General features: G+C 44.9%; 19 protein-coding genes and 1 pseudogene. 7 read left to right on the plus strand and 13 right to left on the minus strand.

Annotated features, from left to right (window positions below; all coding sequences use genetic code 11):
• Positions 1-80: 80 nt before the first annotated feature.
• The 3 genes from BGM23_RS19955 to BGM23_RS21670 all read left to right on the plus strand — a co-directional run bounded on the left by BGM23_RS19955 (position 81) and on the right by BGM23_RS21670 (position 1,882).
• Entirely contained in the window at positions 81-1,445 is a 1,365-nt protein-coding gene (locus BGM23_RS19955; protein WP_015715246.1) for an aspartate kinase, read from the plus strand.
• Between the two features lie 152 nt (positions 1,446-1,597).
• On the plus strand, positions 1,598-1,711 hold the full coding sequence (locus tag BGM23_RS19960; protein WP_014478831.1) for a YjcZ family sporulation protein: 114 nt from the start codon (positions 1,598-1,600) through the stop codon (positions 1,709-1,711).
• A gap of 81 nt (positions 1,712-1,792) precedes the next feature.
• A complete protein-coding gene (locus BGM23_RS21670) occupies positions 1,793-1,882 on the plus strand; it encodes a YjcZ family sporulation protein (protein WP_015482794.1) in 90 nt (29 codons plus the stop codon).
• A 99-nt stretch (positions 1,883-1,981) separates the two neighbouring features.
• On the opposite strand, the gene phrC is transcribed toward BGM23_RS21670, so the two are convergent.
• The 4 genes from phrC to yclJ form a co-directional block, all read right to left on the minus strand.
• Complete coding sequence (gene phrC, locus BGM23_RS19965) at positions 1,982-2,104, minus strand: phosphatase RapC inhibitor PhrC (RefSeq protein WP_003224994.1); 123 nt, start codon at positions 2,102-2,104, stop codon at positions 1,982-1,984.
• The gene (gene rapC, locus BGM23_RS19970) at positions 2,088-3,236 is read right to left on the minus strand and encodes a response regulator aspartate phosphatase RapC (protein ID WP_014475800.1); all 1,149 of its coding nucleotides are present in this window, start codon (positions 3,234-3,236) and stop codon (positions 2,088-2,090) included. The genes phrC and rapC overlap by 17 nt, the downstream gene beginning before the upstream one ends.
• Before the next feature lie 162 nt (positions 3,237-3,398).
• Positions 3,399-4,820 (minus strand): two-component system sensor histidine kinase YclK, encoded by a 1,422-nt coding sequence (gene yclK / locus BGM23_RS19975; protein ID WP_072173981.1) that lies wholly within the window; start codon positions 4,818-4,820, stop codon positions 3,399-3,401.
• Complete coding sequence (gene yclJ, locus BGM23_RS19980) at positions 4,807-5,490, minus strand: two-component system response regulator YclJ (protein ID WP_032722955.1); 684 nt, start codon at positions 5,488-5,490, stop codon at positions 4,807-4,809. Before yclJ ends, yclK begins: the two co-directional genes overlap by 14 nt.
• A gap of 210 nt (positions 5,491-5,700) precedes the next feature.
• Between yclJ and BGM23_RS19985 the strand changes: the two genes are divergently transcribed.
• Both BGM23_RS19985 and BGM23_RS19990 read left to right on the plus strand, forming a co-directional pair.
• Positions 5,701-7,161: an ABC transporter permease gene (locus BGM23_RS19985; RefSeq protein ID WP_032722913.1), complete on the plus strand. Its 1,461-nt coding sequence runs from the start codon at positions 5,701-5,703 to the stop codon at positions 7,159-7,161.
• A gap of 15 nt (positions 7,162-7,176) precedes the next feature.
• Entirely contained in the window at positions 7,177-7,857 is a 681-nt protein-coding gene (locus tag BGM23_RS19990; RefSeq protein ID WP_032722912.1) for an ABC transporter ATP-binding protein, read from the plus strand.
• A 104-nt stretch (positions 7,858-7,961) separates the two neighbouring features.
• Here BGM23_RS19990 and gerKB read toward each other — a convergent pair whose 3' ends face one another.
• The 3 genes and pseudogenes from gerKB to gerKA all read right to left on the minus strand — a co-directional run bounded on the left by gerKB (position 7,962) and on the right by gerKA (position 11,954).
• A complete protein-coding gene (gene gerKB / locus BGM23_RS19995) occupies positions 7,962-9,083 on the minus strand; it encodes an endospore germination permease GerKB (RefSeq protein WP_003234509.1) in 1,122 nt (373 codons plus the stop codon).
• 24 nt (positions 9,084-9,107) lie between these two features.
• Entirely contained in the window at positions 9,108-10,331 is a 1,224-nt protein-coding gene (gene gerKC, locus BGM23_RS20000; protein ID WP_003246578.1) for a spore germination protein GerKC, read from the minus strand.
• A pseudogene (gerKA, locus tag BGM23_RS20005) lies at positions 10,321-11,954 on the minus strand (spore germination protein GerKA). Before gerKA ends, gerKC begins: the two are co-directional and overlap by 11 nt.
• Before the next feature lie 125 nt (positions 11,955-12,079).
• On the opposite strand from gerKA, the gene BGM23_RS20010 reads away from it, so the two are divergent.
• On the plus strand, positions 12,080-12,301 hold the full coding sequence (locus BGM23_RS20010) for a YczF family membrane protein (protein ID WP_015252828.1): 222 nt from the start codon (positions 12,080-12,082) through the stop codon (positions 12,299-12,301).
• A gap of 14 nt (positions 12,302-12,315) precedes the next feature.
• Here BGM23_RS20010 and BGM23_RS20015 read toward each other — a convergent pair whose 3' ends face one another.
• Entirely contained in the window at positions 12,316-14,070 is a 1,755-nt protein-coding gene (locus tag BGM23_RS20015) for a right-handed parallel beta-helix repeat-containing protein (protein WP_029726570.1), read from the minus strand.
• Positions 14,071-14,349: 279 nt separating this feature from the next.
• Here BGM23_RS20015 and BGM23_RS20020 point away from each other — a divergent pair, with 279 nt between their 5' ends.
• Positions 14,350-15,828 carry a peptide MFS transporter gene (locus BGM23_RS20020; RefSeq protein ID WP_029726571.1) on the plus strand — a complete coding sequence of 493 codons (1,479 nt, stop codon included), beginning with the start codon at positions 14,350-14,352 and terminating at the stop codon, positions 15,826-15,828.
• Between the two features lie 40 nt (positions 15,829-15,868).
• Here BGM23_RS20020 and BGM23_RS20025 read toward each other — a convergent pair whose 3' ends face one another.
• The 5 genes from BGM23_RS20025 to BGM23_RS20045 form a co-directional block, all read right to left on the minus strand.
• Positions 15,869-16,714, minus strand: a complete 846-nt coding sequence (locus tag BGM23_RS20025) for an alpha/beta fold hydrolase (protein ID WP_029726572.1) — start codon at positions 16,712-16,714, stop codon at positions 15,869-15,871.
• Positions 16,715-16,779: 65 nt separating this feature from the next.
• Positions 16,780-17,244 (minus strand): pyridoxamine 5'-phosphate oxidase family protein, encoded by a 465-nt coding sequence (locus BGM23_RS20030; protein WP_072692861.1) that lies wholly within the window; start codon positions 17,242-17,244, stop codon positions 16,780-16,782.
• Positions 17,241-17,468: a phenolic acid decarboxylase subunit BsdD gene (gene bsdD / locus BGM23_RS20035; protein WP_010886405.1), complete on the minus strand. Its 228-nt coding sequence runs from the start codon at positions 17,466-17,468 to the stop codon at positions 17,241-17,243. The genes BGM23_RS20030 and bsdD overlap by 4 nt, the downstream gene beginning before the upstream one ends.
• Positions 17,469-17,484: 16 nt before the next feature.
• Complete coding sequence (gene bsdC / locus BGM23_RS20040) at positions 17,485-18,906, minus strand: phenolic acid decarboxylase BsdC (RefSeq protein ID WP_003234529.1); 1,422 nt, start codon at positions 18,904-18,906, stop codon at positions 17,485-17,487.
• Positions 18,907-18,908: 2 nt separating this feature from the next.
• The gene (locus BGM23_RS20045; protein WP_046664287.1) at positions 18,909-19,523 is read right to left on the minus strand and encodes a non-oxidative hydroxyarylic acid decarboxylases subunit B; all 615 of its coding nucleotides are present in this window, start codon (positions 19,521-19,523) and stop codon (positions 18,909-18,911) included.
• Between the last annotated feature and the right edge of the window lie 39 nt (positions 19,524-19,562).

Raw genomic sequence — 19,562 nt, forward strand, 5'->3', positions numbered from 1 at the left:
CCCCCTTGATTTACAGTACTGAAAGAGAGATAATAAATACTAAATTTGTGTGAAAATTTTAAACATTAGGAGATGTAAACATGAAGGTCGTTAAATTCGGAGGCAGCTCACTTGCTTCAGGCGCCCAGCTTGACAAGGTGTTTCACATCGTTACCTCAGACCCGGCACGGAAAGCTGTAGTCGTCTCAGCTCCGGGAAAACGCTATGCCGAGGATACGAAAGTGACTGATCTCTTAATCGCATGTGCAGAACAATATTTGGCATCAGGCAGCGCACCTGAACTGGCGGAAGCTGTTGTGGAACGGTACGCTCTCATCGCCAATGAGCTTCAGCTGGGGCAAAGCATTATCGAAAAAATCAGAAATGATCTGTTTACGCTTTTAGAAGGAGATAAAAGCAATCCCGAGCAATACCTTGACGCAGTCAAGGCCAGCGGAGAGGATAACAATGCCAAGTTGATCGCCGCTTACTTCCGTTATAAAGGCGTCAAAGCGGAATATGTAAACCCGAAGGATGCTGGCCTCTTTGTGACAAATGAACCCGGCAACGCGCAAGTTCTTCCTGAATCCTATCAAAACCTCTATCGTCTTCGGGAACGTGACGGACTCATCATTTTTCCCGGTTTTTTCGGATTCAGCAAGGATGGCGATGTGATCACATTCTCACGGAGCGGTTCTGATATTACCGGTTCGATTCTTGCCAACGGACTACAAGCCGATTTGTACGAAAACTTTACAGACGTAGACGCTGTGTATTCTGTCAATCCGTCCTTCGTTGAGAATCCAAAGGAAATCAGCGAGCTGACATATAGAGAGATGCGGGAGCTGTCCTACGCGGGTTTTTCAGTGTTTCATGATGAAGCGCTCATTCCGGCATTCAGAGCGGGGATTCCTGTTCAGATCAAAAATACGAACAACCCCTCAGCCGAAGGCACCCGCGTCGTCAGCAAGCGGGATAACACAAACGGGCCTGTCGTCGGCATTGCCAGCGACACCGGTTTTTGCAGCATTTATATCAGCAAGTATCTCATGAACAGAGAAATCGGTTTTGGCCGCAGAGCCCTTCACATCCTGGAGGAGCATGGTTTGACGTATGAGCATGTTCCATCGGGAATCGATGACATGACAATCATTTTACGGCAGGGGCAAATGGATGCAGCCACTGAACGCAGCGTCATCAAACGGATCGAAGAGGATTTGCATGCCGATGAAGTCATCGTCGAGCATCATCTCGCCCTAATTATGGTTGTAGGGGAAGCGATGCGCCACAATGTCGGTACAACGGCAAGAGCCGCCAAAGCATTATCAGAGGCACAGGTGAATATCGAAATGATCAATCAGGGATCTTCTGAAGTGAGCATGATGTTTGGCGTAAAAGAAGCCGAAGAAAGAAAAGCCGTTCAAGCGTTATACCAGGAATTTTTCGCGGGCGTGCTGATCTCTTAATCGTACATAAATAGCGGGCGGCAGCGCCCGCTATTTTTTATATCACCTTCATATAGCCGAATTCTTCATTTTTTCTCTTGTCCACTATTATCCCTGCCAAATGGATCGGTTCAGCATATCTTATAGTATCCTTCATAGGGAGGTGAAACCTTATGTCAGGATACTCTAACGGCGGCGGTTACGGCGGCATCAGTTCTTTCGCTTTAATCGTTGTATTGTTTATTCTTTTAATTATCGTAGGGACTGCGTTTGTTGGCGGCTACTAAGCTGCTGACCGTCTCTGCGGAACCCTGTCCGCCACAGTTTTGCAGTATATGCTGAAGCAATCTCGCAAGGAGGTGCACAAAATGTCAGGTTACGGAACTTCTTTCGCTTTGATTGTTGTGTTATTTATCCTCTTGATCATTGTGGGAACTGCATTTGTAGGAGGCTACTAAATAAACGTAATCTCCATGAAGGCGGCACCGCAAGACTATGTCCTGCGGTGTTTTTTTGAAAAGAAAAACCCCTTCTCGCTAATGAGAAGGGGCTTGTTCTTACGTCATTCCTCTTTCTGTCACATGAAAGTCGAGTGCTTCCGCATTAGCAGAAACGCCAGCCGCTGTAAAAATCGCGGCTGCGGCCAAACAAATAACAAACAACTTAGATTTCAATTTCATACAAACCTTCACTCCTTTGTATTTGTTTTCTTGCCTCTTCAACTTGTAGAAAGTAGGAAGCAGACAGTTTAAACCATTTCTGTTCATAGTAATATTTTGCTACTTCTAGGGCTAAATCCTCTATATCAGCGTACATATTTTTATTTTTTAAGTACTGGAAACATCGTTCGATTCCTTCTTCATTGGGCTGATCCTGATATAGGGATTGCAAAAACTCGAATTTTACGGCATAGTCTGCATCGTCTGTTTCTTTAGCATATTCATAGCCCCGCTTGTGATATTCCGAAGCTTTATCATGTTTTCCCTGTTTATAATAAATCAGGGTGATTAAAAAATAGGCTTGCGGGAGAGAATTGACGATCCTGCTGCTTTCAAATGTGGAGACCGCTTTTTCAAAGTAATCAATGGCAGGGTCTAGAAGGTCTTGATTGTAATAGCATAACCCGAGATTGTAGTATGCTCTTCCAACCAGCTGGGCTTTTTGTTCTGCTTGGGCCATATTGAGCGCCAATTTGAAATGGCGTGCGGCTTGTTCGAAATTTCTTTCATCCATCAGGTTGACCCCGAACACGAAATGGCACTGAATGATTCTCACATTATAGGTTTCCTGCTCCACGTAAATTTCATAGGCGTTTTTTATATTAATCAATGAAAAATACGTTTGCTTCATATAATAATAAGCTTCCGCGATTTTAAAATAAAATTCAGCCCGTTCAATATGGTCTGCGACAAAGGAGAGCTTTTTCTCCGCCTGTTTATAGTATGTAATGGCAGAAATAAATTCCCGCTTATCAAATTCATACATCCCGCGAAAAAAATTCACGTAATAGTCGAGCAGCCCTTTGAGATCTGCCTGGTTGCTGTCAATGTTTCTTGATAATTCAGACAGGCTTGGCTGGTCTTCGATATTTAATTTCTCTAACGGCTCAAGATAATCCAGCATAAGCTGGTGCCGGAATTCCATTAGTGAATAATAAAGCAGCAAGTTGGAATCATGCTGCATGTGTTTCAGTTCCTGCTGGATTTCAGCTTTTAACACTTCGGCATCCGGCACGCTGAATGTCCGGATATATCTGTACCACTCGTTAATTTTTTGACCGACCGCTGAAGAAGGAATTACCCCGCTCTTCATTCCTTCACCCTCTCCCATCAAAAACTGTTTATGTCATATTTTATCATGTTTATAGACCGTCCCAACCCGAAAAACACGCAATCTTTGTTTTCGGGAGCACGCAATAAACCGAAGCGGTGTGCAAAAAAGGCGGATGCATCAGTTGATGCGCCGCCCTGTATGCTATTGCTGTTTTGCCGTTAAAGGAAGGCGGATGATGAACTTTGTGCCTTTCCCTTCTTCACTCTTGATTTCTACTGTGCCCTGGTGCATTTCAACGAGCTGCCTTACGATCGAGAGACCGAGTCCGTATTCACCGTATGCTGTGTTCGTTCTTGAAATATCTGCTTTATAGAATCGCTCCCAAATATGCTCAATATCCTCTTTTGGAATGCCGATACCCGTGTCTTCAATTTCAATAATCGTCTCTTTATAACCTTCCATTCCGCGCAGCCAAATGTCACCGTTTTGCGTAAATTGGATGCTGTTTTTCGTAATGTTGACGAGAATTTGAATGAACCGGTCATAATCGGCATGTACGATGACGTGATCCTCTACTTGGATCATCAGCTTGTTTTGTTTTTCTTCCGCCTGCTGCTGCAAGTGCTCTTTCACGATTTCAAACACCTCGATCAGAGGAACGTCTAGCTTGTTCAAGGTAATTTGCTGGGATCTGATTTTTTCATAATCCAGATTTTCTTTTACGAGCCGCAGCATGCGCTTCGTTTCCTCACTGATCAGCGAGAAGCATTTATCCTTTTTATCCTCAGGAATCGTATGGCTGTTCAACCCTTCAACCAAACCGTTGATCGTCGTCAGCGGTGTTTTTAATTCATGTGACACGTCAGCGATAAACTGCCTTCTCCGCTTCTCAAGGCGCTCAATTTCATCCCTTGACTGCTTTAGTTTTTTCGCCATGATATTAAAGTCAGACGCCAGAACGCCGATTTCGTCCCCGTAGCTGTTTTCCAAATGGATGTCATAATCGCCGGAAGCCACTTTATCTGTCGCTTCTCTCAGCTTTTGAATCCGCTTGACATGGAATTTGGACAGAAGCCAACTCACGAGAATCGTAATCACAAGCGTGCTGATCACAGCGTAAAACATATAGAGGTTGACCTGATTGACCATCTGTTCAACACCGCTGATCGGAGAAATCAGCAGAACGGCGCCTTTAAATTCGTTCTGAACAAATATAGGCTGCGCCACAAGTGACACTTCATCATCAAAACGGCCATCTGCCCTGATCATGACAGTCTGCCCTTTTTTTAGTTTATTCCATTCTGATTTCTTCAGCTGTTCCCTTGGTGGGTGATGAAAGCCTTCAGGAAGAAAATAGGGCTGTTGCTCTTCATTAAAGATGATAAACTGCGTCTTTCTTGTGCTTAACATGTCCTGATAAGGATAGAGCCTGCGCATGTCCACCTGGCCGGCTTGGAATTCATTTGCAATCTGCACCGCATATGACGTCAATTCCTCTACTTTGTTCTGATAGGCAAATTCCTTCACAAAGTGGGAAAACAGAGAAATGATAATGACAAACGCTAAAATCAAAATGCTGATATGGCTTAGCAGCAGCTGATATAAATATTTAATCTTCATCAAATTTATACCCTACTCCCCACACAGTATACAGGAAAGGCTTGTCCTCGCTGGCAAGCTTTTTCCGCAGCCGTTTGATATGAACGTCAACCGTTCGCTCATCTCCATAAAACTGATAGCCCCATACCTGCTCAAGCAGCTGTTCTCTGGAGAACACCTGCCGCGGATTTTGGACAAGGTAATAAAGCAGATCGAATTCCTTGGGCGTGAGATTTTCTACAGGCTCTCCGTTTAATAATACTTCTCTCGTCTTCTTATTAATGGTAAAGCATTCCGTTTCGATCATATCTTCATCAACAACCGCTTTTCCTGTCGCCTTGTATCTTCTGATGACGGCTTTGATGCGGGCAACCAATGTCAGCGGGCTGAACGGCTTCGTGACATAATCATCCGCCCCCATCTCAAAACCGATGACCTGATCTGATTCAGTGTCTTTGGCAGTCAGCATGATAATCGGCACCGTGCTTGTCTCTCTTATTTTTCTGCAAATGGTCACGCCGTCCATAGATGGAAGCATGATATCCAAAATAATCAGATCCCAATTTTCTTCCGTAAAACGCTGGTATCCCTCTAATCCGTCATGAACGAATTCCGCTTCAAAACCTTCCTTAAAAAAGAACATCTCCGTCATCGTACAAACACTAACATTATCTTCTATCATTAATATTTTCATTATATCCTCCGGTTGTTTTGATGCTTTTTTATATAATAGCACCATTTTAAACAGAAGGTTTTGCGTTTCACAATTGTTAGTTTTTATTTCATCAACTAGAAATAGATTGTTCATATTTTTTTCATACCTTTGGACTACTATTAATTTATCAGCAAGCGGGCGCCCCAGAGGCGGTCTTATCAATAAAAATACCAATACGGAGGAACATAAATGAACTTTATCAAACGGGCCTTTTGGAATATGAAGGCTAAAAAGGGAAAAACGTTATTGCAATTATTTGTGTTTACAGTCATATGTGTCTTTGTTCTATCAGGCCTCACCATCCAGTCGGCAGCACAAAAGTCAAGCGAACTGGCCAGACAGGAACTTGGCGGAAGCGTGACACTTCAGGTTGACCGTCAAAAGCAAATGGAAAAACAGCAGGACAGCGGTGAAAAGCGCAGCTTCGAATCAACACCGATCAAAGTGTCTGATGCGAATAAGCTTGCAGCGCTTGATCATGTGAAGAGCTACAATTACACCGCATCAGCTTCAGCCAACGCAGGAAACTTTGATGCGATTGAAAGCTCTAGTTCAAGTGATTCCAGCTCCAGCAGTTCAAGCTCAAACGCTAAAAACAGCCAAGGTGGCGGACAAGGCGGACCGCAAATGGTTCAAGCCGATCTTTCTATTGAAGGTGTCATCAGCACAGCATTAGTTGATGATTTCTCTGACGGGGATTCAAAAATCACAGACGGACGCGCGATTACAAAATCAGATGTCGGCAAAAAAGTAACAGTGATCAACGAAACATTAGCGGAAGAAAATGATTTAAGCGTTGGCGATTCGATCACAATTGAATCAGCAACGGATGAGGATACAACAGTAAAACTGAAGATCGTCGGTATTTATAAAACAACATCTTCAGGTGATGACCAAGCCCAAAATTTCTCTTTCTTAAATCCTTATAACAAGCTTTATACGCCTTACACAGCAACAGCGGCATTGAAAGGCGACGACTATAAAAATACGATTGACTCAGCTGTTTACTATATGGACGACGCGAAAAATATGGATGCTTTCGTAAAAGCAGCGAAGAAAACATCAATTGACTTTGATACGTACACACTGAATACAAACGATCAGCTTTACCAGCAAATGGTCGGACCGATTGAAAATGTGGCTTCTTTCTCTAAAAACGTGGTGTATCTTGTATCAGTGGCAGGCGCCGTCATTCTTGGCCTGATTGTCATGATGTCAATCAGGGAGCGCAAATACGAAATGGGCGTGTTAATGGCTATCGGTGAAAAACGATGGAAATTGATTGGACAGTTCTTGACTGAGATTCTGATTGTGGCCGTTATCGCTATCGGCCTTGCATCTGTGACGGGAAATCTCGTCGCGAATCAGCTTGGAAATCAGCTTTTATCCCAGCAAATCAGTTCATCAACCGATTCAACGCAAACCGCAAGCGGACAAATGCCCGGCGGCGGTGGCGGCATGGGCGGCAAAATGTTCGGCCACAGTTCATCAAACGTAGACGTTATCGATTCACTGAACGTCGCGGTTTCTATGAACGACATGCTTATTCTGGGCGGGATCGGCATCCTAATCGCAATCATTGCAACATTGCTGCCGTCAATTTCAGTACTGCGGCTTCATCCGAAAACGATATTGACAAAACAGGAATAGAAAGAGGCGGAACCTATGAGCTTATTACAATTTCAACAAGTCGGCTACTGGTATAAAGACAAAAGCCAGCCATTGTTTCAGGATATTAACATCAGCTTTCAAAAAGGAAAATTCTACACAATCGTCGGAACATCAGGGACGGGGAAAACCACTTTCCTGTCTCTGGCAGGCGGACTTGACGCACCAAAAGAAGGAAACATCCTTTACGACGGAAAAGCGGTTTCTAAAATCGGCTTAACCAATTTCAGAAATCAATATGTATCAATCGTCTTTCAGGCGTACAACCTGCTCCCGTATATGACGGCTTTGCAGAACGTCACAACCGCTATGGAAATCACAGGTTCTAAAGAAAAGAACAAAGAATCATATGCGCTTGACATGCTGCAGAAGGTTGGCATCAACGAAAAACAAGCCCGGCAAAAAGTGCTCACACTGAGCGGCGGACAGCAGCAGCGGGTATCAATTACAAGGGCTTTCTGCTGTGACACGGATCTTATCGTAGCCGATGAACCGACCGGAAACCTTGATGAGGACACATCAAAAGAGATCGTACGGCTCTTTCAGGATCTGGCGCACAAGGAAGATAAATGCGTCATTATGGTGACGCACGATGAACAAATTGCAAAAGTGTCAGACATCAATATCAGACTTTCAAGAGGAAGCTTTACTGTGAAGGAAAACGTCGCAGTCGTATAACAAAACGCGCCTCTGCCAGTGCAGACAGGGGCGCACCCTATATCCCCCTTTTATATAGAAGTGAACATAAAAAGAGCGGCGGCCGCATCCCCCCGCTCTTTTTATCATTTTTTTGCTTCCTCCCCTTTTGACTTCTCTCTTCGTTTCTTTTTCCAAACGGCCACAATAAACAGAAAGAGCGGAAACAATAATTGAAAAGGCAAATGAATATACAGCGGCACCACGTTCAGGCCTTCATTCAAGTGCTCCGAAAAGTTAGTCGCGATCGTTATAGAAAGGATTAAGATGCCCAATCCCATCGGATAAGCCAATTGAGAGGGGTTCTTTTCCTTAAAGAGCGTAGATGTCCCAACCACAGTGGCATATAAGTAGAGGCTGACCTTAAAGAAGCCGCCGATGATCAGCGCCAGCATAAAAAAGACATCGAGCCGGTCTAAAAATTCTTCGACCTTGATTGTCTGGATCGTGCTTAAAAGCGGAAACTGGGATCTGAGTGTAAGATCAACATCAAGCACGCTAATATTAATCGCCACGGTGAGCGCCACAATCAATCCGCTAATAGCCATGGCGATCATCCCCATTTTTTTCACATCTTTTCTGTCATTCAGGTTAGGGAAAATCATCACAAATAAAACAACTTCACCAAATGGAACGTACATGGTCTGTGTGAAAACAGAGTGAAGGACAGGAGAAATGCCGTTTGCCAAAACCGGCTTTAAATTGTGCGGGTCTATAGTCCCTGAGACAATAATCAGCACAAGGCCGATCGCGCCCAGTAAATACATGGCCCCGAAAAGAAGTTCGGCCGCGCGTGCGAGTACTTCAATTCCTTTTCTTACGGCATATATGCTTACTACCATTAATAAAGCATTTACAATAATGATAGGTGTATCATGATAAGCAAACGTCAGCAGCATTTCTCCAAAGTCACGCAGCACCCTTGCGGCAATATAGGCAAAGTACAAGATATAGAGAAATGAAAACAGCCAGCTCAGCTTGGTTCCCAGCATATCATCCATATATTCTTTCGGAGAAGAATTCGGATAACATTGATAAATGCCTTGATACAAATAGAAAAGAAACAGTCCGATCGCACAGCCTAATAAAACTGCTATCCAAGCATCCCTGCCCGCCATTGATCCCGGTGTAATCAATAAGGAGCTGCCCAGTTCAAAAATGATAATCATGACAAACAACTGCCTTATGCTTATTCTGGCTTTTTCCATCTGTCACTTCCCCTTTCTTCAGACCTAATCATCTTTAAACTGGTGTTTGATCGGATTGTTTCGCAATCCCGTCCTTCTGATATACGTCTCGGCCTTCACATCGATGGGCAGTTCCGGCAAATATTCTTTGTCCCAAGTGTCCTTCATTTTCTCCCACTGCTCCGGATACTTTCTATATATCGTGTCACCAAAACCGATAAAATCTATTTTATTCTTCTTAATCTTTTTCACAGTATGGCTGATTTCCTTTTCAAGCTCTTTGTTGAGCGCTTTTTCAATAGCGGCCAGCACCTTGGGATCAGACAATTGGAAAGGGTATTTGACAGCATCTATAATACCTTCAACCGACACTTTCACATGGATGTACGGGCGTCCGTTCCGCATTTTCGGTACCAGCTTTGTATCTTGATGGGTAACCTGCAAGCTGACCGCATCCTTCGTCTTGCCCCAGTCAGCATTAATAAACGTATGCTGGATCTTATTCATAAGCCAGACTGCCCCCACGCTTTCATCATCTTCCAGCCAATACTTTAAATATCCTGCCTTATCAAAAACCGCCAAACCATCTGCCTGAAGAATGGCTTTCGGGTCAGTCGCCTGCGTGTTTTCCATGCTGACTCCTTTTTTATCGTCACCAATCATCATATATCCGGGGATGACCGGTGCCATAGTGTTGGCGGCAAGTGTTTTCAAAACGTCCTGAATATTGATTTTGACCACCCGCCCGTATTGTGCCTCCGTGAAATCGAGTGTTTTATTGACTTTATTTGACGGAATTTTATCAATCGGCGTCAAGATTTTCACAATATTTTCTGCTTTTGTTTTATGGGCAACGACGAATGTTGCTGTTGTCCTGAATTCTGTGTCCCGGTCAAGATTATCTAATACAAAATCCAAACCTTCTTCTTTTGCCAGCTTTTCATTGATCACGACTAGATTGGTATGGGCAAAATAAAGCCGCCGTGATACCTTCATGGAGGCTTTTCTGAGTGCTTCCGTTATATTGTTACCTTCAATCGAATAGACAGATACAGGCGGCCTGTCTCCAGCACCGCCTCCCTGAAGGCCGCCGGCAACATTTCCTGGATTGATAATTTGAAGATGCAGCACGTAGTTGCTGTCGTTTGTCCGATCGATGCCAATCGCCGAGATAATCGCAAGATCCGTCAGCTCCCGCTTATCCCAGCAGCCGGGCAGCACAATGACGCTCAAAAGCATGAGAACGGCTAATAGACATTTACGTACCATTCTGATCCCCTTCTTCCAAATCTTTGTTCACCATTCCTCGTGAAGCGGCCGGCTCTGGGCGTTGATCTTTCCCCTGCCGCACCTTATCTTCCTTGCTGACCGATTCCGGCCTTTTTTCATCGGCCCACCACGGAACCCGGAAAAGCGCGTCCTTTACGCCTTGTGAAGAAAAAGGTGCAAGCGGCGACATATATGGAACGCCGAATGAACGAAGACTGCATAAGTGGACAAACATCATAATGATCCCTAAAATCAGCCCGTAAAAACCCATAACAGCTGAGGCAATAATAAAGATAAACCGAATAAGCCGGGCTGAAATCGCCATTGCAAACGCCGGTGTTGCGAAGCTCGCAATCGCGGTGAGTGCCACGATAATCACCATTGCCGGAGAGACGATACCAGCCTGTACGGCAGCCTGGCCGATTACGAGCGCGCCTACGATTGACACTGCCGAGCCAACAACCCGGGGCAGCCTGACTCCCGCTTCCCTCAGAATCTCAAAAGCAACCTCCATCGTCAGCGCCTCCACAACAGCCGGAAACGGGACAATTTCCCGCTGGGCCGCAATGACCACTAACAGCTGAGTCGGTATCATTTCTTGATGAAACGTCGTGGCTGCCACGTATACAGCCGGAGCCACAAGCGAAATGAAAAAGACTAAAACACGAAGAATTCTTATGCTTGTCGCAATGTCAAAACGCGAATAATAATCCTCAACAGACTGAAAAAACTGGACAAATAAGGCTGGGGCAATAAGCACAAACGGTGTTCCGTCCACAATAATCGCGAATCTTCCTTCTAACAGATTACCCGCTACAACATCAGGGCGTTCTGTATGATACATAGTCGGAAACGTCGTAAAGGTTTCATCTTCAATCAGCTGCTCAATATATCCAGATTCCAAAATACTGTCAATATCTATTTTTTCCAGGCGCTGTTTCACTTCCTTCAGCACCTTTTCATCGCATATTCCTTGAATGTACATGAGAGCGATATCCGTATTCGTAACAGAACCTTTTTTCATTTTTTCAACCCATAAATTCGGATTTTTAATGTATCGCCGGATCATGGAAATATTGGTTTGCAGAGACTCTGTAAACCCTTGGCGCGGGCCGCGGAATGACACCTGGGTGCTCGGCTCTTGGATGGAGCGCTGCTCTCCCCTTGAGTGCTGCAAATCAAAGCTTCATCATGGCCATCAGCAAAAATGAGCGCATTGCCGAGCATTAACTCGGAAAAAAGCTTGTCCCAGCTCTTTTCCGCTTTCACCCCGCCCAGCGGGAGCGTTTTTTCAAGAATTTGCTGGATCGCATGAGTATTCTGGATAGACTCATCCTGTACCAATGGGTCAATTAACGACTCATGGATCGTGTTATTATCGACCAGCCCAGCAATATAGATAACAGCTAGGTGGACATGATCCTGCTCCCCGATTTTAATCTCGCGAATGATGACGTCAGAGCTGCTTCCGACTTCCTTTTTCGTTTCCGCTATATTCTTTGCCAAACTTGGAGAAATGAGAACCGGCCTTTCTTTTTCTTGCTGCTGTTCCTGATTCCTTTCGTCTGTATTCTGCTTGTCTTTTGAATCGGTATTGTTCTTTCGCTTAGAAAATAAAGGCATACACAAATACCTTTCCTTGTCGTTTTCTCATATTCTTCCTTTTAAAATTGAGATTATGCATTAGGGTTAGATGCGGTATAACTTCTCCGCCAACGATAGACACTAAAAGCGGAGGATGATGAAGCATGAAGATATTGGGCGTGACCGGAGTCATATTAATTTGTTTATTAGCTATTTCTGTATTGATGGACATGCTTCAAGGGTTCAGTTTAACAAAAGCCGTTTATAACAATATGTCCAGCTTTAAGATGACAACATTTGCGGAATGGGTCGTGATTTTATTTTTTGTGTTAGTACTTGTGAGAGAAATGTACGTGATCTATAAATCGAAAAAAAAGAACCCCTAGAGGGGGCGCTTTTTTCAGACAATAAAATTGCCGTCTATTGCATCACTGCTGTGTTTGTTGATAGTCCCTTTAAAAATGCGGTTGCCGATGATTTTGGAATTGGTTGACGTGTTTGTTTGAATAGCTGTCGCAGTGCCCGCGGAGAGGTTATTGATGGTGTTTCCTGAGATGATAGAGCCTGCAGAGCCATTGAGATAAATCACAATCGGATTCCCGGCTGTTCTGTTGACTGAAATGGTATTATCAAAAATCTCATGCACACCGGCGCTGATATAGATGGTGACCAAAAGCGGAGATCTCTCTAAGTGGTTGCCGATAATTGAGGTTTTTGCACTTGTGGAGCAGTAAATGGGGTAATTTTTAAACTCTTTAAATGTATTGTTTTTGATGATGGCGCCGGCATTGTTTGTGACGGAAACAGAATATGATTCCGGCACTGCTTCAAACGCGTCAGGATTCAGTGTATTCCCTTCAATCACCGCGTTCCCTTGAGCAATCCAAATGCCCCGGCTGAATTTTCTCAGGAGATTATCTTTAATGATCATATTTCCGCCGGAAACGTTCACACCGTCAACGACTTGAATGAGACAGTTATTCAGAAAAGCGATGTCATCTGACAGCACTGCGCGAAGACCGATGCTGCGCCTTGTTTCAGACAGTCCGTTTTGAATTTGGTTTCCGTCTACCTTTACGTCGGAAGACTGATAAACCAATATCCCTGTGTTTTCAAAGTTGCTGATTTTGTTGTTCGTCACAAGAACGCTCTTTCCCCTGACATCAATTCCAGTTGAAAATCCGGTAATGAGGTTGCCAGCGATCACTGCATCACTGGTCTCTTTTCCTTGTGATACACCGAGTCCGGTTATCCCGACTCTTGGCGCAGCCGCCGCGTCTTCAGGGCGCCTCAGTATATTTCCCTTGATCACTGTTTGCGTCCCATATCCGTAGCTGATTGTATTGTCAGAGTGATTTCCTTCTATTAAAATGCCATACCCGTTAAAATTGGTCACAGAACTTGAAACGTTTCCAACAAAGTGGTTATTGCGAATTGATACATTAATCGGTTCCTCATAATCAACATCACCTTCGCCATATCCTTCAATGTCAATTCCGAATTTCGGGGCTGTTCCATTCCCCGTTCCGGCATCTTCAATCAAGCATTCCTCCACCGTGACCATGTCACATCCGGTAATGGAAATGTTATTTCTCCTCGACCGCCGAACCTCACAGCGGCGGATGATAATTTGCTCTGACGTTCGATAATCTTGATTGGTCTTTAATCCCCTTGGGCTGACTATGATCCCATCGCCGGTAAAATCAGAAATTTTCACATCATCAATGACAACATTCGAGCATCCTTCAATACATATGCCAAAGCCCCATTCATGGGTTGACCTTATCCCTGCCGAGGCATACGTATGCTCATCCCGTTCGCCGATAATTTGTCCCCCGGAAATGGTTATATTCTCTTGCTTGCCTACATAAAATGCGGAATAACCCCACGAACTATTCGGGATCACTTTCATGATACATTCGGGGTCCATCATAATCTCAAGGTTGCCGGGAACAATGATCCCCGCGTTTCGAAACCTCTGATTAAGATCTCCGCCAAGCGTTGCGTCTATTAAATATGTTCCCTTTGGAAACCAGACAGTATGATAGCCTTTCGAAACAGCTGTACTGAGGCACTGATTAATCCGTTCTGTCGAATCCGTTTTACCATCTCCAGGAACACCGAAATCCGCTGCATTTAATATGAATTCAGCCAATTGCGAGCCTCCTTCTCTATGATTACTATCATGTTACTCACAAAGGCCCGATCTGCTTGTACATTTCTCTAAAATTTTATTAAAAAAATATAAAGGAATAGTTGTGTAAGAAAATCTCACGATAAAGAGTATAAAAATTAGGAGAAAATCACTATTTTTAGGTATTTATAATTTTTCCATTATGGAACTATTTGAAATGAGTATAAATTATATTGACACAAGTATTATATAAGAATATGATTTTTATAATACACTTTTTTTAGAAAGGGTTTGGCTGACATGGCTTCGATTGATAACGAAAGTATCATTAAAAGCGTCCCGCAAAAAGGGTTCTTTGGTCACCCGCGAGGACTATTTACACTATTTTTCACCGAATTTTGGGAGCGTTTCTCTTACTATGGAATGAGAGCAATCTTACTTTACTATTTGTATACAGAGACGGTAAACGGAGGGCTCGGCTTTGACAAGGGCACTGCGGTTGCCATTATGTCGATTTACGGATCACTCGTATACATGTCCACCATTATTGGCGGATGGCTCGCTGACCGGGTATTCGGTACCGCAAACACCGTGTTTTACGGCGGCATATTCATTATGTTCGGCCACATTGCACTCGCCTATCCGGGCAGCGCGATCGCATTCTATATCAGCATGGTGCTTATCATTGTCGGAACAGGCTTATTAAAACCAAACGTTTCAAGCGTGGTTGGGGATCTTTACACGAAAGAAGACCCGCGCCGCGACTCAGGTTTCAGTATTTTCTACATGGGGATTAACCTCGGTGGTTTACTTGCGCCGTTAATTGTCGGAACACTCGGACAGAAGTACAACTATCATCTCGGCTTCGGAGCTGCCGCGGTCGGAATGCTTCTCGGACTTATCGTTTTTGCTTTGACAAGAAAGAAAAACCTCGGGCTTGCAGGTTCCAATGTGCCGAATCCGCTGTCTAAAAAATCTGCGATTGGCACCGGAATCGGTGTTATCATCGTGGCGATCGCAGTGATTATCTCTGTACAAACAGGCGTGCTGACGATCAATCGTTTTATCGACCTTGTAAGTATTCTCGGTATTTTGATTCCTGTGATTTATTTCATCATCATGTTTACAAGCAAAAAAGCGGACAAAACAGAAAAATCCCGTCTTGCCGCTTACGTTCCTTTGTTTATCGGTGCTGTCATGTTCTGGGCCATTCAGGAACAGGGAGCGACCATTCTTGCGGTATACGCTGATGAACGCATAAGACTTTCATTGGGCGGATTCGAACTTCAGTCATCATGGTTCCAATCATTAAATCCATTGTTTGTCGTCATTTTTGCGCCAATATTCGCATGGCTCTGGATGAAGCTTGGCAAACGCCAGCCGTCTACACCAGTTAAATTCTCAATCGGAATTATTTTAGCCGGATTGTCATTTATCATTATGGTATTCCCTGCTATGCAAGGAAAAGAAGCACTCGTAAGCCCGCTTTGGCTCGTTCTCAGCTTCCTGCTTGTCGTGCTTGGAGAGCTGTGCCTGTCTCCAGTCGGTTTATCCGTGACAACGAAACTGGCACCAGCTGCCTTCTCTGCACAGACAATGAGTATGTGGTTTCTGACGAACGCAGCAGCACAAGCGATCAATGCCCAAGTAGCCGGATTGTTTGATAAAATTCCTGAAACAATGTACTTCGGCACCATCGGTTTGATTTCTATCGTTCTTGGCGGCATTCTCCTGCTGCTCTCGCCGGTTATCAAACGCGCGATGAAAGGGGTCTTATAATCAGAAACAGCCCGCGGATTTTGATCTGCGGGCTGTTTTTTTATTGATCCAGCCATTTGCTGAAGCTTTGATCAAAGGCTTCCGGTTCTTCCAGCATCGGCTGATGGCCGCTCCTTTCAAAAATAACCTTATCCACATGGGGATATAAACCGTCAACTGCATCCCATAGCGCAACGGGCGCAACCAAATAATCATATCTCCCTAATCCAATATACACCGGCATACGAACATCAGCTAACCGCTGAATAAGATCAATCCGGGCAAATGTATTGCCCCATAATTCATCAATGATCGGCATATTCGTGAATACACCGTCCCATAAGGCAGCAGCATGCGGCCGCTCTTGATAAAAGCTTTTCGCTTCAGCGCGAATACACATGTGCACGAAGCGCCTTTCAGGATCTTTGTCGATGTCCTGCGGCGAATTCGCGATGTCTTTTTCAAATCGTTTCTTTCTCTCAAGGCTGGCTGTTTCCATGAAAAATGATTCGCTTTTTCGCTGTCTTTCTTCACTGTTATCAGGCGCAGTATTAAAGAGCGCCACCTTCCGAACTTGTTTGGGATATGTCCTGGCATACTCTAAAGCCATAAAAGCGTGCCCGGAATGTCCCAGGATAGTAACATCCTCAAGCTGAAGAAATGTTCTCATCCTTTCGATATCAGCCAAGACGGCATCAAGCCTCGAATCCTCCGCACGAAGCTCCCGCTTAGGCTTAGCAAATCCCCTATGGTCGACAAAGACCCATTGATATTTCTGTTTGATATCTGAGGAAAAAAGGCGCGGATAGTAAACCGCACTCCCGATCACAAGGATGGGTGCGCCCTCGCCCTCAATTTGATAAGCTAAATCAAAGCCGTCCGAGTGACAGATCCCCGTACGTTCCATTTCTCACGCCCCCTTTGTTTTCATTATATAAAAAAAGCCTGACGCATGGCGTCAGGCTATCGATATTACCGTTTTAAATCTTCCAGTGTCTTTTCCCATCTGCCCAGCACCTCTTCAGCGCTGTGAAGCTGTATACGGACACCTGAAGTCAAATCAGCGTATTTCGCAACGTCCTCCTTCACTGAAACGATGCGGCAGGAAAAACGGTCTCTATCATATTCAGCATCTTTCAAAGGCGGTAAAGGCGCGCATTCAAGCTTTACATAATAGGCCGCTCCCTTCCACCACGCCGTGAACTGTGCTTTTCCTGTACGAAGGATGTTGGCCGAAGTCATTGTGTTTTTCCACAGAGCGATTCGGATATCAGTTCGGCTCAGCGCGATGATTTCACCTGCACTGATCATAGCGGCATGCGGCCAGCCATCCTCTGATACTGTTTGCAGAACGAAGGCCTCATGCTGCTTCTCATTCAGGCAGCTCCCGTCAAGCAGCTCAAAGAGACAGTCTGACATACAGTTCACGCAGATCAAGCCTTTCGTTCCGGCACCGCCGGAACTTCAATTGCTGTTTCTGTTTCCTTTGGATCAATTTTAAACGCTGGATTGTATTTTTCGGGATTCGTAATGCTTTCCGGTTCACAGGATCTCCATGTAAAAAAGCATGTTTGGCACTGATAAACTTCCCATGCGCCTTCTACAGGCGATTTGCTCATGACTTCTCCCTTTTTTGAGTCGCATCGAGGACATGTATGCATTTCGAACATCCTTTCCTTATTTATTCATTAAGTCCATTAGTTTTTGTTCCCATTCTTTCGTTGTTAGCGGAGAATCAAGCGGCTGTGAATAATGGCCTCTTGTTTCCGGCGCAACCGGTGTAGTGGCGTCAAGAATCATTTTGTGGGTGATTCCTGATGGATTGGATCCCGGATCAAGCGGCAGGACAGATAAGTCCGGAATGATGACCGCATCGTGTTTCGGATGCATTTTGGTCGAAAGCGCCCACATGACCTGCGGAAGGTTGAATGGATCGACATCCTCATCAACGACAATGACCATTTTGCAGTAGCCGAGTCCGTGCGGCGTTGTGAGTGCGCGCATGCCGACCGCTTTCGCAAATCCGCCATAGCGGGTTTTTGTGGATACAATCGCGATTAAACCGTGTGTGTACATGGCGTTCACTGCCACAATTTCGTTCGGATACGCTTCTTTTAACTGCTGATAAAGCGGCACGCATGTGTTAATGCCGATCATGTAATCGCATTCTGTCCAAGGCATGCCTAAGTATAAATGTTCAAAGATCGGATTGTTTCTGTGATAGACGCGTTTAATTTTGATAATCGGCATGCTGCGTCCGCCGGAATAATGGCCTGTGAATTCACCGAACGGCCCTTCATATTCGCGCTCTCCGGCAATAATCTCACCTTCAAGCACCACTTCAGCGCCCCACGGAACATCAAGATCAGACAGCTTTGATTTGACGATGCGATATGGTTCGCCTTGAATCGCACCTGCCATTTCGTATTCTGATTGATCATAGAGAAGCGGAGTCGATGCCGCCGTTGTAATGACCGGCTCACAGCCGAGCGCAATAGTGACCGGAAGATTGATGCCGCGTTCTTCAGCTTGGCGCAGATGGATTGCAATATCGTGCTGCGGGACAGGTTGAATGCCGAGACGGTCTTTTCCTTTGACCTGCATTCTGTAAATGCCGACATTTTGTTTGCCGAAGTTGTCAGGGTCCTCAAGATCACGGGAAATAACACACGCTTTGTCTAGATAGTAGCCTCCGTCTCCTTGGTTTATTCTGAAAAGAGGCAGTATATCGAACAAATTGATATCTTCTGTGATTTCATTTTCATGAAATGGCGCTGTTTCCTCACGTTTGACCGGCATTGGAAATTGGTCATAACGCTTTGCGAATTCAAAAAACTGTTCTTTTACCGGTGTGTCTTTCGGCATGCCCAGCATCATTGCATGGTTTGGCCAAGAGCCGATGACATTCATCGCAATTCGCGCGTTATGATAGCCGTAAATGTTGTTAAATAAGAGCGCGGGGCTTTTATCGCCAAGATTGCTGGCTGCCCGTGCGGCGGCCCCTAAATCCGGTTCCGGCTTTACCTCTTCATTCACTGTAAGCAGCTGTCCTTCTTTTTCAAGGGCAGCGAGAAATTCTCTGAAATCTTGATAAGCCATGATCAAGCTCCTCCTTTTTGTTTTTCAATCCCATTCCAGCGCTTCGCTTCAGGAAGCCGAATGCCGAATTGGTCCAACGTTCTGAATACAATATGGTCAACCATTTCCTCTAAGCTGCTCGGCTGATTATAAAATGCCGGCATCGGAGGAAGAATGATGGTGCCCATTTTCGTAAGCGCTAGCATATTTTCGAGATGTATTTGGTTCAAAGGCGTCTCTCTCGTTAAGAGGACGAGTTTTTTTCTCTCCTTGAGCATGACATCCGCCGCACGTGTCAGCAGATTATCCGCCATTCCGGTGCGAATGCTTGCGAGAGATTTCATGCTGCACGGCGCAACAATCATTCCATCGGTATCAAACGACCCGCTTGAAATGGCTGCCGCCTGATCCTTATGTGAGTAAGTGTATGTGGCCAGTTGTTCTACTTCTTGTAAGCTATAGCCTGTTTCATGTTTGATCGTGACGTTTGCCCAAGGAGACACAACGAGATGGGTTTCCACTCCGGCGGCCTTCAGCCACTGCAGCAGCCTGACCCCGAAAATGGCCCCTGTTGCCCCTGTCATTCCGACAACGAGTTTCACTTTGCCCCCTCCTTTACGCTTGAATTCTGCTTTCATTTCAATCATACTCCTGATATATCCATATGAAAAATATCT

It is taken from the genome of Bacillus sp. FJAT-14266 (genome assembly GCF_001719225.1).
In the GTDB taxonomy this organism is placed as follows: Bacteria; Bacillota; Bacilli; order Bacillales; family Bacillaceae; genus Bacillus; species Bacillus subtilis.

Excerpts from the sequence above, each read along its gene's own strand:
- BGM23_RS19960 (WP_014478831.1), top strand. The coding sequence starts at position 1,598 with ATGTCAGGATACTCTAACGGCGGCGGTTACGGCGGCATCAGTTCTTTC.
- bsdD (WP_010886405.1), bottom strand. The coding sequence starts at position 17,468 with ATGCATACATGTCCTCGATGCGACTCAAAAAAGGGAGAAGTCATGAGC.
- BGM23_RS20010 (WP_015252828.1), top strand. The coding sequence starts at position 12,080 with ATGAAGATATTGGGCGTGACCGGAGTCATATTAATTTGTTTATTAGCT.
- BGM23_RS21670 (WP_015482794.1), top strand. The coding sequence starts at position 1,793 with ATGTCAGGTTACGGAACTTCTTTCGCTTTGATTGTTGTGTTATTTATC.
- BGM23_RS19985 (WP_032722913.1), top strand. The coding sequence starts at position 5,701 with ATGAACTTTATCAAACGGGCCTTTTGGAATATGAAGGCTAAAAAGGGA.
- BGM23_RS19955 (WP_015715246.1), top strand. The coding sequence starts at position 81 with ATGAAGGTCGTTAAATTCGGAGGCAGCTCACTTGCTTCAGGCGCCCAG.
- BGM23_RS19990 (WP_032722912.1), top strand. The coding sequence starts at position 7,177 with ATGAGCTTATTACAATTTCAACAAGTCGGCTACTGGTATAAAGACAAA.
- rapC (WP_014475800.1), bottom strand. The coding sequence starts at position 3,236 with ATGAAGAGCGGGGTAATTCCTTCTTCAGCGGTCGGTCAAAAAATTAAC.
- BGM23_RS20025 (WP_029726572.1), bottom strand. The coding sequence starts at position 16,714 with ATGGAACGTACGGGGATCTGTCACTCGGACGGCTTTGATTTAGCTTAT.
- gerKB (WP_003234509.1), bottom strand. The coding sequence starts at position 9,083 with ATGGAAAAAGCCAGAATAAGCATAAGGCAGTTGTTTGTCATGATTATC.
- BGM23_RS20045 (WP_046664287.1), bottom strand. The coding sequence starts at position 19,523 with ATGAAAGCAGAATTCAAGCGTAAAGGAGGGGGCAAAGTGAAACTCGTT.
- bsdC (WP_003234529.1), bottom strand. The coding sequence starts at position 18,906 with ATGGCTTATCAAGATTTCAGAGAATTTCTCGCTGCCCTTGAAAAAGAA.
- BGM23_RS20020 (WP_029726571.1), top strand. The coding sequence starts at position 14,350 with ATGGCTTCGATTGATAACGAAAGTATCATTAAAAGCGTCCCGCAAAAA.
- gerKC (WP_003246578.1), bottom strand. The coding sequence starts at position 10,331 with ATGGTACGTAAATGTCTATTAGCCGTTCTCATGCTTTTGAGCGTCATT.
- yclJ (WP_032722955.1), bottom strand. The coding sequence starts at position 5,490 with ATGAAAATATTAATGATAGAAGATAATGTTAGTGTTTGTACGATGACG.
- phrC (WP_003224994.1), bottom strand. The coding sequence starts at position 2,104 with ATGAAATTGAAATCTAAGTTGTTTGTTATTTGTTTGGCCGCAGCCGCG.